The organism is SAR202 cluster bacterium (assembly GCA_016872285.1).
In the GTDB taxonomy this organism is placed as follows: domain Bacteria; phylum Chloroflexota; class Dehalococcoidia; order Lucifugimonadales.
In genome coordinates, this window is sequence record VGZZ01000050.1 from 1 (window position 1) to 16,505 (window position 16,505).

The window sequence follows — 16,505 nt, forward strand, 5'->3', positions numbered from 1 at the left end:
CGCGGGGGTAACCCCCCCCCCCCCCCCCCCCCCCCCCCCCGCCCCCTACCCCCCCCCCCCCCCCCACCCCCCGCCAGGGCCCTGAACAGTTCCGCTCTCAACTTCTCACCTTCGTACAGGACATGAACGCCTTATCGGGGGACCTCGGGCCTTACCTCCCTGCCAATTACCAGGCTCACTATAATCAGGCCATCAGGTCCATCAACTCGGCCTCCCATGAAGACCTGGCTAGCGTGGAGGCTATCTATCCCAAGGACCGCTCCTTCTGGAACGCCCCCCGGGAAATACGCTTCGGTCTGGAGGCCCAAGCCTTCGCCCTCAACTCATCAAACCAGGGCGCAGCCGGCCTCCTATCCTCTTCACCCGCTTCCATCCAGGGATCCCCCCTGGCGGCGGAGACTTGTCCCACGCCGCATCCCTACGAGGATCTCTGGGACCTCCGAGACATAGAGTTCGCGGCCAAGTTGGCCCACGAAGTTGCCTCAGTGGACCCCACCGGAATTGCGTCGGCTATCACTATAACGCCCTATTCCATCGCCGCCTCCGCCCTCTACGCCGCCGAGTCCGCCTACGAAAGGTGGGACGATTGCGAGACAGGCAATCTCTTCGAGCAGTTGGACGTGGAAGTCTCCTCCAGGGCCTCGGAGACCAGCGTCAACAATGTGCATACCAGCGTGAACAACCTGCAAACCTCCGTTAACCAGATTAACACCACCCTCACCGCCCTTAGCGCCGATGGGTCTCTGGATGAGCTCTTGACCAAGGTCAACGCCATTGACGCCACCCTGGACGGCGCCATTCCCACCAAGAATGGCCCCCTGTCCGGGGTCCCCAGCATCTTCACCGGCGCCGGCTTCACGGGGACCGAGCATGTCATAAGCGGTGACATCTCCTGCCTTTCGGCAATAGACCCGTCCCACCCCCTGATCTTCGGTATCCGCTCCCTTAAAGTCCCCGCAGGGACAGCCCTCTTCCTCTATAGGCACTGCGACTTCACTTCACCCTTCAAGGTCTACCACTCCAATGTCTCTAACTGGTTAGCTTCCAACCCTGGGGACCTGAGCTTCGGTGTCCACTCCATAAAGGTAGTCAGGACGCCAACCCAGCTCCCGGACAAGGTGGCCTCCCAGGTCTCCCTTAATGCCGCCCAGGATGCTCTGGACGCCATCGAGGCCAAACTGGACGTCCTTAGTATAGGGTCGGCGAACGTTTCCCTGACGGCTATTGAATCCTCCCTCCCCAGAAAGAACCTGTCCGGGCCGGTGACCATCTTCTTGGGTCCCAATTACACCGGTCAGTCCGCTGTCATTTCGCAGGACACCAACTGCACCTTCTGCGACCCCAACCTCTCTGTGTTCCATCAAAAGGTCCGGTCTATTAGGGTATCTCCAGGGACCTCCGCCGTCTTGTACCTGGGCGCCTTCTACGCAGCCTCTTCCAAGACCTTCAATGTGGACACCCCGGACATCCCCGCCAACGCCTTCTTGGGCGGCTCCATCAAGGTCACCCGTACCCAGGGCAGCTTCCCGGACACCATCGCCTCCCAGGTCAGCCTGGACAGCCACGCCACCACCATCACCAACGCCATCACAGCGATTGAGACAAAGCTCAACACTATCGAGCCAAAGAAGCAGGTCATATCGGGTCCTGTGGTGCTATGCACTATCCCTAACTTCTTTAGCTGCGCGTGGACCATCGGGTTCGATGCAGGCATTCCAGGGTCCGGGCCGGTGCAAGTGCAGTTGTCGACAGGGCCTTTGGATGTCGACCCCGGAATACTGGCCTGCATACAGGAAACCGGCCACTTTTCAAACTTGGGCCACCCCGTCCTCGGTGGTGTGCAGCGCAGCAGCGCCCTCGCCTCTGTTCGCGTGCCCCCCGGCTCAAAGCTTGAGCTTTTCGGCGCCTGCAACTTCCAGAACAAGATAAGGGAGTACACTACCGACACCCCAAACACCGGCGATGTCGGTCTCGTCTACTCCATGCGCGTCACCCGGACCACCAGCAGCGTGCCCGACGTCATCGCCTCCCAGGCCAGCGTTGATAGCCTGGCGGCCAAAATTAACTCTCTCTCCCTGACCGGGGTAAACGCCGCCATCCAGGCCATCGAGGCCAAGCTGGACGCTATCGACCTCTCCAACCTGGACGCGCCTGTCTCCACCCGCGCCCAGCAGAGCACCCTGGTCTCCCGCGCCAACTCCATAGACGCCGCCCTCGCCGCCTTGGAGGGCAAGCTGGACTCCCTGAACTCCCAATTCGACGCCTTCGACGTGGACGTTCGCGGCGCCTTGCAGGCCATGAGCAACGCCGACAACGCCCACGATGCCCAGTTCGACAGCTTTGACGTGGACGTTCGCGGCGCCCTCCAAAATCATGGCAACGCTCTGAACGCCCTGGAAGCCAAGCTGGACAATATGGCCTCCCAGAACACCAGCACCGGCGAAGTCTTTCAGTCCCTGGTCACCAGCGTCATCGACCGCGTTAAGATTGACCTGGACATCGTGGAGGTCAAAGAAAAGTCTCGATGGCTCATCGCCTGCTCCGAGGCTGGCGCTCCCGTCAGCGGCGTCCAGTTCACCAGCTTCCTTGCCATTAACACCAACGGCAACGGCGCTCCCCAGGTGACCAACGTCACCTCCAGCCTCACCGTCACTGAGGTTGCCCCCGGCCTCTACGACGTGCGTGTAAGCCTGCCTAACAGCGCCAACAGCGCCAGTTCCTTCCGCATCTCCGTCTCCCGCACCTTCAATTCAGACCTGGGGTCTGTGACGCATCATGGGACAGCGTTGTTTAGCAGAAATGCGAGCAACAACCTCAACTAACCTTTAACTTGCTCTTCGTCAAAGGGAGCCGTATAACCTGAGATTATTCAGGGCACGGCTCCCTTTGAGTCTTTGTTCCCGCCTCGTTAGGATATGCAGGTTTTATTTCCTATCACCTAACTGTTATGGAGGATTGGAATGCTCCGTTATATTGTCGGACTCTCCCTGGTCGTCCTTATTCTCCTCGGCGCCGTCGTCGCCTTATCCCTTGAAGTGTACCGGGGCGGCACTGAAGACTCCGTCAAGACTAAACAGTTGGAGCTGGTGGACAACAACGGCGTCCCCCGGGCGCTCTTCACCACCATCGCCGGCGGCCGTCCTAGCCTCACCATGCTGGACGAAAACGGCCAGAACCGCGCCCTCCTCTTCCTCAGCGACAACGGCGCCCCCAATCTGGTCCTGGTTGACAACGGGCGCTTCGTCATACTGGACGCCAACGGCCAGGTCCGCAGCGCCCAGCGCGTCGACGCCGCCGGCAGCCCCATCCTCACCCTCCACGACTCCGCTGGCGTAGTCCGCACCCTCCTCCGCCTCAACCCCGCCGGCGACGCCATCCAGGAAATCCACGACGCCACCGGCCGCGTCATCTGGTCCGCCCTCCCCACCCCCGCCCCATAACCTTCATTACATCTTTATTTTCCAAGGTAGGGTTCGTGTCATTGCTATGAAAATAGGTTTAAGGACACGACTGGTTGCCCTCTGGTCTCTTCCCCCCTTGAATGCGTGGTGCTAATTGGGGTTCGACAAGCATGAAAGGATTAGTAGCCTCCAAGAAACTTCCTTCCCCCTTGATGTTGAGCACCTTAACCTGGTCATATCAATCGAAATCCCGATGTTAATCGGGAGGGGAAGGCGCAGGATGAGGGTGAAACACTAGCTCAACAGTCCTTTATCAATTCTACCTGTATCAATTCTACCTGCCATTAGCGTGCCTGGCGGGGCTCCCTTTCCCCTCCCGCCCTTCCACTCCCTCACCCATCCGCCCTATAATTCCCCCAAACCCTTCCTTCGGAGGCCCCATGCCCGCCACCCGCACCCGCGCCAACACCCGCTCCCACTCCAGCCCCATGATCGACGGCCCGGACCGCGCCCCCTCCCGCGCCATGCTCCGCGCCACCGGCCTCGGCGACCGCGATCTGGGCCAGCCCTTCGTCGGCGTCGCCAACCTCGCTAGCGACGTCACCCCTTGCAACGTCCACCTCAGCCTCGTCGCCCAGGCCGCCAAGGAAGGCATCCACGACGCCTCCGGCACCCCCTTCATGTTCGGCACCATCACCGTCAGCGACGCCGTCTCCATGGGCACCCAGGGCATGAAAGCCTCCCTTATCAGCCGAGAGGTCATCGCCGACTCCATCGAGCTCGTCGCCTTCGCCGAAGGTTTCGACGCCGTGGTCCCCGTCGCCGGCTGCGACAAGAATATGCCCGGCACCATCATGGCCCTCGCCCGCCTCAACCTCCCCGCCGTCTTCGTCTACGGCGGCACGATAATGCCTGGCAGCTACAACGGTAAAGACATCAATATCCAGGACGTTTTCGAGGCCGTCGGCGCCTACGCCAAAGGTAAAATCGACGCCAATCAGCTCCGCGATATCGAATGCACCGCCTGCCCGGGCGCCGGCTCCTGCGCCGGCCTCTTCACCGCCAACACCATGTCCTCCGCTATCGAGGCCCTGGGCATGGCCCTCCCCGGCGACGCCTCTATCCCCGCCGTCGATGGCCGTAAGCTCCAGGCCGCCCGCCGCGCCGGTGAGGCCGTTATGACCCTCCTTGAGCGCGGCATTAAGCCCCGCGACATCATCACCAAGAAGTCCATCGAAAACGCCATCACCATCGTCTGCGCCATGGGCGGCTCCACCAACGCCGTCCTCCACTTCCTAGCCATCGCCCGCGAGGCCGGCGTTGACCTCTCCATCGACGACTTCGACCGTATCAGCCGCCGCACCCCCTACATCACCGACATGCGCCCCGGCGGTCGATTTGTCCAGGCCGACCTGGACCGCATCGGCGGCGTCCCCATCGTTATGAAGCGGCTCCTCGACGCCGGACTCCTCCACGGCGACTGCCTCACCGTCACTGGCAAGACCGTCTCCGAAAACCTCAAGGATGTGGACGGCGCTGTCCAGAACCCCATCGTCTCCTCCATCGACAAACCCTTCGGCAACGAGGGCGGCCTCGCTATCTTAAAAGGAAACCTCGCCCCCGAAGGCTGTGTCGTCAAAATCGCCGGCAAGAAGCACCTCTACCAGAAAGGCCCCGCCCGGGTCTTCGACACCGAGGAGGACGCCTTCAAGGCTATCCAGGCCCGCAAAATCAAGGAAGGCGATATCGTTGTCATACGATATGAAGGCCCCAAGGGCGGCCCCGGTATGCGCGAGATGCTAGGCGTCACCGCCGCCCTCATCGGCCAGGGCCTCGGCGAAAGCGTCGCCCTCGTCACCGACGGCCGCTTCTCCGGCGCCACCCACGGCCTCATGGCCGGCCATGTCGCCCCCGAGGCCGCGGTTGGCGGGCCCATCGCCCTCCTCCATGAAGGCGACACCATCCTCTTCGACGTCCCCAACCGCCGCCTGGACATCCAAGTCCCCGACGCCGAACTCGAGAAGCGACGCAAGGCCTGGAAACCCAAACCCTCCGCCTACACCGCCGGCGCCTTGGCCAAATACGCCCGCCTGGTCTCCTCCGCCTCCCACGGTGCCGTCACCTGGTAGCGCCATGTCATTCTGAGCAACGCGAAGAATCTGTTTCCACTGAAACGTTGCCTCCATCTTTTGCTAGGTGGCCTCACTACTGACGTAGGGGCGAGGTCGCTCCACCACCGCTATTCCCTATACAATGTGGAGGCTCGATTTATTGGCCCTCGCCCCTACCCTCGCTCCTGGACGCTACATGCTACAATAAGTCATACCAACACAGGAAAGTCATACCATGTCCAGAAAAGTAGGAACTAAAGGCCAAATCGTCATAGAAAAACCCATCCGTGACAAGCTCGGCATCAAGCCCGGGTCCCTCGCCATCCAGCGGATAGTTGATGGCCGAGTGGAGATCCAATTTTTCCCACCGGAGCATAATCGTTCCCTTGCCGGCAGCCTCGCCCCCTACATCAAGCGCAGAATCCGTTCTGAAGAAGAGTGGCGTGAAGCCAGGGAGATGGCCTGGGCGGAGGCTGCCAGGGAAAAGATGGAGAGGCTAAATAAAAGCAAGTGAGCGGCTTTCTGGATACCAGTGCCCTCCTCCGCTACCTTACCGGTGACCTTGAGCCGCAGGCCCGACAAGCTGCCGCTCTGATAGAAAGCGACGAGGAGCTCTTAATTACCAGCGTTGTGCTTGCTGAAGCTGCTTATGCTTTAAACCAGTTTTATGGTGTGGAGAGGGCTAAGATTGTCGATTACCTGGTTGCTTTCCTGCAGAGGGCTAATATTGAGACCTTTGACATGGATAAGTCCGAAGCTCTGCAAGGCCTAATGATGTGCCGCCCATCGGGGAGGGTCTCCTTTGCAGATGCCCTTATCTGGGCCGCCGCCCGCTCATCTCCGCAGAATACCGTCTATTCCTTTGACCAGGCGTTCCCCAGAGAAGGTCTAGAAGTGAGGACGCCTCCCTAACCCTGTCCCGTCATCTCCTCCTCCCCCATCCCCAACAGCCCCAACAAATTCCGGCTCGTCACCTCCGCCACCTCCTCCGTTCCCATCCCCTTAATCTCCCCCAGCTTCTCCGCCACCATCCGCACGTGGTGCGGCTCCGTCCAGCTATGGCGATGCCTCTTGAACGGCTGCGGATAGCAGTCCGTCTCCATCACAATCCGTTCCATCGGCAGACCCTTCGCCACCTCTTGCAACTCCGGCAGCCTTAGCAGCGGCTTTGCCAGCGATATGTAGAACCCCAGGTCCAGCACCTGCCGCGCCGTTTCCGCATCCCCCTGGAAATAGTGCATCACCCCGCCAATCTCCTCCGCCCTCTCCTCCCTCAGCACCTGTATCATCTCCGGGTGCGACTCCCTCGAATGAAAAATAATCGGCTTCTTTAGTTCGCGGGCCAGCCCTATCTGCCGTCGAAGCGCCTGGTACTGCACATCCCTCGGCGGCGACGTGGGCAGAAAGTCCAGCCCAATCTCGCTCACGCACACTACCTTCGAGTTCGACGACGCCATCTCCGCCATCTCGCGGTACGTCGTGTCGTCCAGTGGCCTCTTCAGGTCCATGGGATGCAGTCCCACGCCGGCGTATATCACTGGATAACGCTTCGTCATCTCCACGCACGCCCTCGACGACTCAAGCGTCGTCCCCGCGCAAATAATCAACCCCACCCCGGCCTCCATCGCCCGTCCGATAACCTCCGGAATCTCAATGGGCGGGAACTGGTCCAAGTGCGTATGCGAGTCGGTCAGCAACTCTTATCAACCTCTATCGCCTGGTATCAGCCTAAATTATACTAGGTTCACATTTTCAGGGAGTTAATCCTGACGTCTGCTCCCATTATTCTCCTGCGATTCCTCAAAAAGTGGGCCTTCTGGTGGCCCCTCCAGCTAGCCGCCGCCATCCTCTTCAGCCTCGGCCTCGGCTGGCTTGCGATACGCGATATCCAGTGGGGCATCGTCCAAGACCAGTTCCAGGACTTCCCCCTCGGCTACGCCGCTATCGCCCTGGCCGTTTTCATGGCCGCCTGTGTCCTTCGCGCCTACCGATGGCAAAAGCTCTTCCTGACCGACCGCATATCTGTGCGCCGGCTCTTCCTGGTGCAGCATGTAGGCCTGGGCCTCAACAACCTGGTCCCCGTCCGCCTTTTTAGCGAGGTGGCCCAGTTCACTCTCCTTCGATGGCGTTACAACGTCAGCGGCCCCGCCGCCATCGCCACCCTCAGCATTGAACGAATCCTGGACTTGGTCGTCACCACCACCATCCTCCTCGCCGGCCTCACCCTCATCCCCCAAAGAGGCGATGTACTGCCCTACGTCGTCGGCGCCTTCATCGTCGCCCTCCTCTCCCTGGTGCTGGTCAGGGCCTTTATCTGGGCCAGCCGCCGCCCTCTTCTCATGCGAATCGGCATTCTTGTTCAGGTCGCCTCCTCGTTCGTAGACCTGGCGAAAGCCAGGCGGGCCATAATCTCCTCCCTGCTCCTTACCCTCGCCTACTGGCTGGGCGTGGGCTTTGCTGCCTGGATTCTCGCCCACGGCATGGACCTGGGCATCTCCCCCTTCCAGGCCACCATCGCCATCCTCGGCAGCCTCTACGTCGCCACCTCCCTGCCCGCCCTGCCCGCCGCCGTCGGCACCTTTGAATTCGGCGTCGTCTACGTCCTCAAGCTCTTTAACATAGACGCCGAGGCAGCCTTCAGCTTCGCCCTGGTCATCCACGCCATCCTCTTCCTCCCTCCCATCATCGTCGCCCTAATTTATCTTCCCACCGTCGGCCTAAGCATCTTTAAACCCCGCCACGCCGTAGATAACTTAAGGCAACCCAACAGCCCCCAGGAGTCCCCATCTTAAAGGTAGCTTGCTCAGGCCGTAACATACCCAAGAGTGTCATAGAGACATCCCATGCTAGTCGAGGATCGAGTTTGATGATAAGTAAGGCGTATTGTCATTCTGAGCGGAGTCGGTACTCCGACGTAGTCGAGGGATCTGTTCTGCCTGCAACCCAACTCTCGCCGTCGGATGCCACGGTGCCATCACTGTGTAGGGGCGAGGTCACCTCGCCCGTCCCTTCCATCCTCCCCTCATGAAACCCCTCCTCCTCTCCCTCCTCACCATCCTCTCCCTCCTCCTTGCCGCCTGCACCGGCGACGCTGGCACTACCCCAAGCCCCACGGGGCGGGGGCCGAGCGAAGCGAGTCCTGAGCCTGTCGAAGGACCCACCGTCACCGCATCTCCAACCCCCGTCATATTCACCCCGCCTCCCGCCACCCCCGGCGGCGTCCTCACCGCCGTCGTCACCACCGACATTCCCCACCGCGACTTCCACCAGACCATCTCCGAGACCCTGGCCACTCGAGGCCCCGGCATCTCCTACAGCCGCCTCCTCCGCCTCAAGGACGCCCCCTCCGACAGCCAGCCCAGCCTCCTCCTCGAATGCGACGTGTGCCAGAGCTGGCAGATGCTGGACTCCAAGACCTACGTCTTCAAACTGCGCGAAGGCGTTCGATGGCAAAACCTCGCCCCTGTCCGGGGCCGCCGCCTGACCGCCGGCGACATCGCCTACAGCTACAATCGCCAGCGCACCGAAGGCTGGCCCGGCGCCCCTCTCCTCCAGGCCCTGGACTCCGCCCAGGCCACCGACGACCGCACCTTGAAGCTCACTCTAAAGCGCGCCGACGTAGACTTCCTCCTCGCCCTCGCCGACGGCCATTCCAAAATCGTCGCCAAAGAGGCAGTCGAGGCCAGCGGCGGCCTCAAGGAAGGCCCTGTCGTCGGCACCGGCCCCTGGATATGGCAGAGCACCACCCGCGGCGAAGGCTCCGAGTTCAAGGCCAACCCCAGCTACTTCGAAAAAGACCTCCCCTTCTTAGACCGGCTCTCCTTCCGGCTCATCACTGACCCCGAGACCCGCGTGGCCGCCCTCCTCGGCGGTGTCGTGGACGTTCTGGAGCTTCCCTCCCAGGCCTCCCAGGACCATAAGCAGCAGTTAAGCCATCTCCCTTCCTTTTTTTCTAAATGCGCCGGTCAGGGCGCCGTCCTCGCCATGAACGCCTCAAAGCCCCCCTTCAACGACGTATCCCGGCGCAGGGCTTTATTCGATCATCTCGGTGTCTACCAGGAATCCTTCTGGAAGGAACTCGGCTTTTTCGGCGTCGCCGCCATACCCGCCATTGAACCCTCTTGGTATCCCTCGGTAGGACACTATCAGTCCCCAAAAGATTTCGGAACGCCTGTGCCCCTAACAGGTGACACGATGAACGTTGAACTCACCGTCGCCGACTTCGGCGACGAATCTATAGACGTTGCCCGCAACTTTGAGGGAGAGTTGCGTGACGCCGGCTTCAATCCCACCTTGCGCATCCTGAATCCCGGCCAGTATTCCGAGCAGGTCTGGCAGCGCGGCGACTACCAGATTTTCATCGGCCCCGTCCCGCCCTCTTCCAGCCCCAACGGCTTCCTCTTCTCCGTCCTCCACAGCCGTGGCCAGTGGAACATCCTCCAGCACCAGGACACCGAGCTTGACCGCCTTATCGAAGCCCAGTCCACCCTTGAATACCACAGCCCCCAGCGTGCCGCCGCCGTCCGAGAAATCCATCGTCATCTTTTAGAACGGGCCTACCTTGTCAGCCTTCCCTCCCGCCCCATCCACTGGTCCCACCAGCCGCGAGTCCAAGGCTTCCACCCCAACCCCGCCAACTCTGAATACTTCTTCTGGGCCAGAACCTGGGTTAACTCCTAGTCTGCCCATCCTTCGCCCATCTCTGTGCCAATCCCTGGGAACTCGTTGCAAATCAAGAATTGAAGTTAATGACTTGGATGCTTTAAATGTCATCCTGAACGTAGTGAAGGATCTAATCGCCGTGTCTGCCACTACTCAGCGTACCTGCAACTCACCTCTACTAACCTCCTATTCTTCGGCCTCCCCAACCCTCCAAAAACCCGCCATTTCCCGTCCTTCCCAACCGTTGCTAAATCCCACCCAAACCTTTAGCCTATACCCCATTGTTTAAGTGCGGGTGGATGTGCCTTGCTCCAGCTCCCCAAAAAATTCGCCGACGAAATCGTCTCCCACGCCTTCGAGGAAGACCCCAAGGAATGCTGCGGCGTCCTGGCCGGCCCCAAAGGGCGCTTCATCAAACGCTTCCCCATGACCAACGTCGACCAGAGCCCCTATCGATTTAGCTGGGAGCCCAAGGAGCTTCTAAAGGTCTACCTGGAGATGGAGGACAACGGCTGGGAGCACCGCGCCGTCTACCACTCCCACACCCACAGCCCCGCCTACCCCTCCGACACCGACGTCCGAATGGCCGGCTGGCCGGAGGCTTACTATCTCATCGTCTCCCTGGAAGATAAAACAAAGCCCGTCATCCGCGCCTTCCGCATCGTTGACGGCAAGATTTCAGAAGAAACCCTTCGGGTGGTCTAAGCCCCGGTTATATTTGCTGGGCGGTGGTTGATTGAACATATTTTGGCGGCCCTTTCCCCTCTTCTTAGTCCTTGTCCTTCTCAGCCTTGCGTGCCGCGACTCTTCCCCCCCTTCTTCGCCCACCGCTGAAGACGCCGTCCCCGCCGGCACCGCCCTTCCCAAGTCCCTCCTCCAGATAGCCAGCGGCCGGCCTGCCCAGTCCCCCTGGGTCCAGGACCGCATCGACACCCTGGGCATCCTCTATAACATCTCCCCTGACGGTCTCGCGGCCCTCCATGCCCTGGAAGTCAACCAGACCGTCGGTAAGCCGGGCGCCTTCGGCAGCTACGGCTTCTTCAATTTCACCATCGTCGGCGAGTCCAAGCCCGTCCAGGTCATGCACGAGCTGGGCCACTCCTACTGGGGCGCCTTTCCCATCGACGGCGCCTCCCACCTCTCCTGGGAGCCCTCCGGCGGCGGCCTCCCCACTGCCATGGCCCGGTACCACGCCGATGTCCTCGATTTCATGGCCCAGCCGCCCGACCAGTACGAGCCTCTCCGCGAGCGATTTCGCGTCCTCCCCTCCCTCTCCATGGGCAACACCGAGCCCCTCTTTCATACCGTCGAGGCGGATATGGTCTATACCACCGCCGGGGACTTGGACCTGGTGCCTCCCATCCTGCGCAAGTACTGGCGCCAGTTCTTAGCCCCCGGCCCCTTCAACTCTTGGCTGGACGCCCTCGCCTGGTACCAGTCCCTCTCCACCAATGATCGGAATCTGGCTAACCGCTACCTTGGATTTGAGCACTTCGACCTCACCAACTACCGGACACTGCCGGCCCCCGCCTCGGCCAGGGTAGACCCCCTCGTCTCTACCGCCCTGCGCACCGAGGACCGCCAGCGTCTCCTGGACTTCGCCGGCCAGTGGGACCTCCTCCTGCTTCCCGCCGAGGACAAGCCAGACTTCCAGTTCTGGCGCGGCTATATGAACGACAAGCTGGACCTCCACAGAAGCCACCCCGCCCTCCTCACCGCCTCGCCTCTTCCCAATGCCGCGCCTCTGGCCGCTACCCTGGACTTCCTCACCGGCCTGAGCGGCCAGTCGGCCCAGGATAAAGCCCGCGCTGTCCATGCCCGCCTGGTCTACGACCCTTACCTCCCACCTCTCCTTCCCGCCCTGGACAACGCCACTCTGCTTGCCCTGTATCAGTCCGGCGTGGACATCTCTTCCAACACCATGCTGGGCGGGATGGAGGAGTTCCTTCAGCGCCTTCAAGCCCTCACGCCCGTGGTCAACGGCGTCATAGAAAGCGGCCGCGTCAGCCCCGCGGAGGGCGCAAAAAAGCTGACCGCCTACCTGACCAGCCTGGACTTGGCGGGCCGCAGGCAAGAGTTAAATCTCTTCTTCGACCTCCTCCGCGCCGCTGACCGCCGTGTCGCCTCCGATGTCATCTCCTCCCTCGATAACGCCCTTCTCCAGCGTCTCATCGAGTATGTGCCGGTGCCCCTCCGCTTCTCCCTCACGCCTCAGCGTACCCTCTCTGCCCTGGAAATAACCCCGGACGTCTCCAACTCCATCGCCTCCCGTGGCATTGCCCTTCTCATCCGGTACCACTCCGGTAACTACCGCATCGATGAGCCTTTCCACGACGAGCTATACCGAATCGTCTCCGCCCGCGCCGCCAAAGACCCCAACGCAGCGTTGCAGCTATTGGCCTCGACGCCCTTCCCCTGGGAGCGGTTCATCCTCCGCTATCCGACCGAGGCGGCCCGCATCCTGAGCGCCGACCTGGACTACGCCGTCCGAATCGTCAAAGCCTCGGATCCCATCGTCCTCCCACCCCAGCGCTTTGTCTACCGCCTCATCGCCGCCGACCCTCATCTCGCCGCTCGCATCCTCCAGCGCCTCGACAACCTGGGCAATAGGGAAATTGTCTTAGAATCGCTGGCCTACTTCGCCTACGACGCCCAGCGCAAAGCCCAGCTCCCCGCTTTGAACATATCCCTGGAATCAAACGGACGCTTCCTCGCCGCTCTCTTAGAGACCCTCGGCCAGCCGTGGCTTCAAGCCCGCCTCAGCGAGACCTTCTCCCTATATCACTCCCGCGTCGCCTCCAACGAATCGCCCCCTGACTTCCTCCAGGCCTGCCGCCACACCCTCGCCTCCGCCCTCTCCACCCTCCCCGCCGGCAGCCCGCGAGACTCACTAGAGGCCTTAATTATCGTTCTTTAGGGCTATACAATTCCTAAGCCAGGTCTCACTTCTTAGTGATACTGGTCATCCGAATGCGGCCTTCCTCTACGACCGAGAAATTTCCCGCCCAATCTATTCTGGATTTCAGTGCCGCAATAATAATAGAGGCGGCGCGAGCCGGACTTTTTGTTTCAATTCTCAAGAGGATAATGCCGTGTGATGCTTTAGCCCCTCGCAGGAAGGCAAGCTCGCCAAAGTCCTTATCAAAGGTCAGTAGGATTCTATCTTCAGTCTGAGCTCTCGCAAGGATTTCTTCATCACTACTACCTGGAATAGCTGTCCTGACCCATACCACGTCATAGCCGTTTTGACGCATTGCGGCCACGGCATCTCCAGGAACGTTCTCATCAGCCAGAATGCGCAATGCCGCCCTATACCTTCAGCGGGTACACCTTCTCGGCATGAAGTACCGCGCTGGCATAACCCAGGCATGCCCTGATATCTTCTCTAGTCAATCCTGGGTAGTTTTGCAAAATCTCGCCTTCAGTCCACCCCTGCGCCAGCAAGTCCACAACGAACTCGACAGCCAGGCGCGTTCCCTTAACGACAGGCTTGCCTGCTAGAATCTTGGGGTCTACCACTATGCGTTCTTTCCAGTCCATTAATGCCTATCCTTTGTAGATGCCATTGTACCAGACAGCCAGAACGCGCTCCCCCTACACCACCTTCTTCCTCCTGTTATTCAAATAGTCCACCATCACATACTCCCCCAGCCTGTCCGGCGTGCTGTAAAACGCCCGGCCCTTATTAATCCGCGTCAACTGGTCCACAAAGTTCACCAACTGGTAGCTGTTCTCCAGCATGAACGTGTTAATCACAATCCCCGACTGCGTGCATCGCCGCACCTCCTTCAGCGTCTCCATAATGCACTGGTAGCTCGGCGGGTAGCTGAAATACGCCTGCTCCCCCGCCAGGTGCGCCGTCGGCTCGCCGTCCGTTATCAGGATTATCTGCCGAGTTCCCCCCTTCTCCTTCGACAGCAGCTTCCTCGACAGCATCAGCGCGTGTTGCAAGTTCGTCCCCGGCGACCACGTGTTCCACACCAGTTTGGGTATGTCCTCTTCTTTGATCTCGTAGGCGTAGTCCGAGAATCCGATGATGTACAGGCTGTCGCGGGGGTACTGGCTGTGGATTAGCGAGAACAGCGCCATCGCCACCTTCTTCGCCGACCTGAATGCCCCGTACATCCCCATGCTCCGGCTCTGGTCCAGCAGCACCGCCGTCGCCGCGCGAGTCGTATGTTCGTTGCGATATATCTCGAAGTCCTGCGGCTCTAACTTCACCGGCACCTTCGGCCCCTGCCGCAGCACCGCGTTGCTTATGCTCCGCTTCAGATGCACCTGGAACGGGTCGCCAAACTCGAAAGGCTTCGTGTCCTCCTGTATCTCCCCCGTGGCCCCTCGGAGGAACATCTCGTGGTTGCCTACCCTATCCTTCTTCAACTGCGCGAACAGCTCCTGCAGCGCCCTCTGCCCTATCTTCCGGATCCCCCTCGGCGTCAGCGCCGGCTCATCCCCGCCCGTCACATACCCCGCCTCCTCCAGCATCCGCTGTAGCTCCTTCAACTGCTCCCACGCCCGCCGCGCCTCCTCCCCCAAAATCTCCGACAGCTTCTCCGGGTCGATGTCGTCCAGCTTCCCCGTCCGCATCACATCCTTCAAGTTGCCTTCCAACTGGTCCATCTGCTGCATCTGCCCCATCAGGTCCATAGCCTGGTCCATAGTCAGGCTGTCGTCCCCCATAAAGGGGTACTCCTTGGGGTCCATAGGCATCAACTGCGACATCAGCGCCCCCAGCTCCGCTATCTGCCGCTGCAGCCCCGGGTCCAGCGCAGAATTAATCGCCTCCTCCATCTCCTGCCGCGCTTCCGGCGACAGACTGTTCATCAGCGACTGCATCTGGGCCATCTGCTGCGCCATCCGCTCCATCAACTCTTCAAAGCTCTTCGGCGGATTGTCCCCGAACATCTGGCCCCACTTGTCCATAAACCCCTGAAAGTCCGGCTTCAGCCCCATCATCTTCTCGCGCATCATCCGGTTCAGGTCCTGGAAGAACTCCTTAAGCGCCTCATTCTGCTCCGGCGTCATCCCCTGGAGCCGTTCCTTGATGTCCTGCATCATGTTATTGGCCATGCGCTCTTTCAGCATGTCCAGCAGCTCCTGGAACTTGCGCTGCGCCTCCGGGTCCATGAAGTCGTACTCCATCAATTCCTTGATGGCCCCGCCCATGCTCTCCGGCAGGCCGTCCAGCTTCTCCTTGTTCCGCTGCGCCCGCTGCTGCAGCATCTTGTTCAGCGCTTCCTTCTGCGCTCTGTCCGTCCCCTCGGCATCCTCCACCTGCTTCTGCCCCTCCTCCACCCGCTTCTCAATGCCCTGCCGCTCCGTGTTGACCACATCCTCCAGCCGCTTCTTCAAGTCCTCCACCACCGAGTCCATATTGAAACGCTGCAACTGCTGCTGGCGCTGGTTCTTTAACTGCTCCATCATTTCCTGCAAGCCCTTCATCCGCTGCCCCTGGGGGTTCTGCATCCCCCGACGAAACATCTCCCGCAGCGCCTTCATCACGTCCCCGTGCTGCATCAGCTCGTCCGACATGCGCTCCATCAGTTCGTCGGCGTCGATATCGAAAACGTTCTGCGTCCCGTCCCACCTGCAGTACCTATACCCGCGGTTAATCATATATGCCTCCCATTGAGGCTATTTGGAGAATACCAACCTGGCTTCATGGTACTAGGCTATATGTATTGGGGCAAGGCGTATCACGATGACAATTACTCGAAGGTGCTCTATACAAGCCGAAGAGGTGAGACTGCTTCCCTGCGTCTTCCCATCTCATTCCCTCCCACTGTAACGTCACGTGCTAAATCGAGGTTTGACTTGTATGAAAGGACTGATGGCTTACGAGGAACTTCCTTCTCCCCTTGTGGGAGAAGGCGCAGGATGAGGGGTAAACCCTGGAGGCACAATGCTTTATCAATGCCGCATGTCACTAGAGTTTCATCTCCAGTGCCCTTGAACAGTTAACGTCAGTGAGCTTGAGTGGAGACAAGAATGTTCTCACAACCACGGGCAGCCGGCATAGCCCCACAGAGCATCCCAATTGACATAAATCACGCCGTATTTGAGCCTTAAACTAACGGACCTTAGCTTGTCGCAACATGGCCATCAAGACTCAACGAAATAACGGTCATTTCCGGCGGTACCGCCAGATCGCTGGCGCCCTGGTTCGTCACGGACTGGGACCTATGGTGGGACAGATTGGGCTGCAAAGCTGGGCCCCCTCTAGGCTGCCTTTCTTTGGCCGTCGAAGCGCCAACGCCAAAACCCGGCCCGAGCACCTCCGCATGGCCTTCGAAGAGCTAGGCACCACCTTCATTAAGCTGGGCCAAATCCT

14 protein-coding genes are annotated in these 16,505 nt (G+C 60.3%); 10 read left to right on the forward strand and 4 right to left on the reverse strand.

Annotated elements, in window-relative coordinates; translation table 11 throughout:
• Positions 1-122 precede the first annotated feature (122 nt).
• The 5 genes from FJ320_11100 to FJ320_11120 all read left to right on the forward strand — a co-directional run bounded on the left by FJ320_11100 (position 123) and on the right by FJ320_11120 (position 6,424).
• Positions 123-2,822, forward strand: a complete 2,700-nt coding sequence (locus tag FJ320_11100; GenBank protein MBM3926504.1) for a hypothetical protein — start codon at positions 123-125, stop codon at positions 2,820-2,822.
• Positions 2,823-2,960: 138 nt separating this feature from the next.
• The gene (locus tag FJ320_11105) at positions 2,961-3,440 is read left to right on the forward strand and encodes a hypothetical protein (protein MBM3926505.1); all 480 of its coding nucleotides are present in this window, start codon (positions 2,961-2,963) and stop codon (positions 3,438-3,440) included.
• A gap of 401 nt (positions 3,441-3,841) precedes the next feature.
• Positions 3,842-5,530, forward strand: a complete 1,689-nt coding sequence (gene ilvD, locus FJ320_11110; GenBank protein MBM3926506.1) for a dihydroxy-acid dehydratase — start codon at positions 3,842-3,844, stop codon at positions 5,528-5,530.
• Between the two features lie 217 nt (positions 5,531-5,747).
• Complete coding sequence (locus FJ320_11115; GenBank protein MBM3926507.1) at positions 5,748-6,026, forward strand: AbrB/MazE/SpoVT family DNA-binding domain-containing protein; 279 nt, start codon at positions 5,748-5,750, stop codon at positions 6,024-6,026.
• Positions 6,023-6,424 (forward strand): type II toxin-antitoxin system VapC family toxin, encoded by a 402-nt coding sequence (locus FJ320_11120; protein MBM3926508.1) that lies wholly within the window; start codon positions 6,023-6,025, stop codon positions 6,422-6,424. Before FJ320_11115 ends, FJ320_11120 begins: the two co-directional genes overlap by 4 nt.
• Here the strand turns inward: FJ320_11120 and FJ320_11125 are convergent.
• Positions 6,421-7,209: a TatD family deoxyribonuclease gene (locus FJ320_11125; GenBank protein ID MBM3926509.1), complete on the reverse strand. Its 789-nt coding sequence runs from the start codon at positions 7,207-7,209 to the stop codon at positions 6,421-6,423. The genes FJ320_11120 and FJ320_11125 overlap by 4 nt on opposite strands.
• A gap of 51 nt (positions 7,210-7,260) precedes the next feature.
• On the opposite strand from FJ320_11125, the gene FJ320_11130 reads away from it, so the two are divergent.
• The 4 genes from FJ320_11130 (at position 7,261) to FJ320_11145 (ending at position 13,091) form a co-directional block, all read left to right on the forward strand.
• Positions 7,261-8,304: a flippase-like domain-containing protein gene (locus FJ320_11130; protein MBM3926510.1), complete on the forward strand. Its 1,044-nt coding sequence runs from the start codon at positions 7,261-7,263 to the stop codon at positions 8,302-8,304.
• A gap of 232 nt (positions 8,305-8,536) precedes the next feature.
• Positions 8,537-10,192, forward strand: a complete 1,656-nt coding sequence (locus FJ320_11135; protein ID MBM3926511.1) for a hypothetical protein — start codon at positions 8,537-8,539, stop codon at positions 10,190-10,192.
• A gap of 255 nt (positions 10,193-10,447) precedes the next feature.
• Positions 10,448-10,879 carry a M67 family metallopeptidase gene (locus tag FJ320_11140; protein MBM3926512.1) on the forward strand — a complete coding sequence of 144 codons (432 nt, stop codon included), beginning with the start codon at positions 10,448-10,450 and terminating at the stop codon, positions 10,877-10,879.
• Between the two features lie 31 nt (positions 10,880-10,910).
• Entirely contained in the window at positions 10,911-13,091 is a 2,181-nt protein-coding gene (locus FJ320_11145; GenBank protein MBM3926513.1) for a hypothetical protein, read from the forward strand.
• Between the two features lie 25 nt (positions 13,092-13,116).
• Here FJ320_11145 and FJ320_11150 read toward each other — a convergent pair whose 3' ends face one another.
• The 3 genes from FJ320_11150 to FJ320_11160 are packed head-to-tail and all read right to left on the reverse strand — an operon-like array spanning position 13,117 to position 15,790.
• The gene (locus FJ320_11150) at positions 13,117-13,476 is read right to left on the reverse strand and encodes a hypothetical protein (GenBank protein ID MBM3926514.1); all 360 of its coding nucleotides are present in this window, start codon (positions 13,474-13,476) and stop codon (positions 13,117-13,119) included.
• Positions 13,477-13,483: 7 nt separating this feature from the next.
• Positions 13,484-13,714, reverse strand: a complete 231-nt coding sequence (locus FJ320_11155) for a DUF433 domain-containing protein (protein ID MBM3926515.1) — start codon at positions 13,712-13,714, stop codon at positions 13,484-13,486.
• Positions 13,715-13,768: 54 nt separating this feature from the next.
• The gene (locus FJ320_11160; GenBank protein MBM3926516.1) at positions 13,769-15,790 is read right to left on the reverse strand and encodes a VWA domain-containing protein; all 2,022 of its coding nucleotides are present in this window, start codon (positions 15,788-15,790) and stop codon (positions 13,769-13,771) included.
• A 479-nt stretch (positions 15,791-16,269) separates the two neighbouring features.
• Here FJ320_11160 and FJ320_11165 point away from each other — a divergent pair.
• Positions 16,270-16,505, forward strand: a 236-nt coding sequence (locus FJ320_11165; GenBank protein ID MBM3926517.1) for an AarF/ABC1/UbiB kinase family protein, incomplete at its 3' end; no start/stop codon positions are given.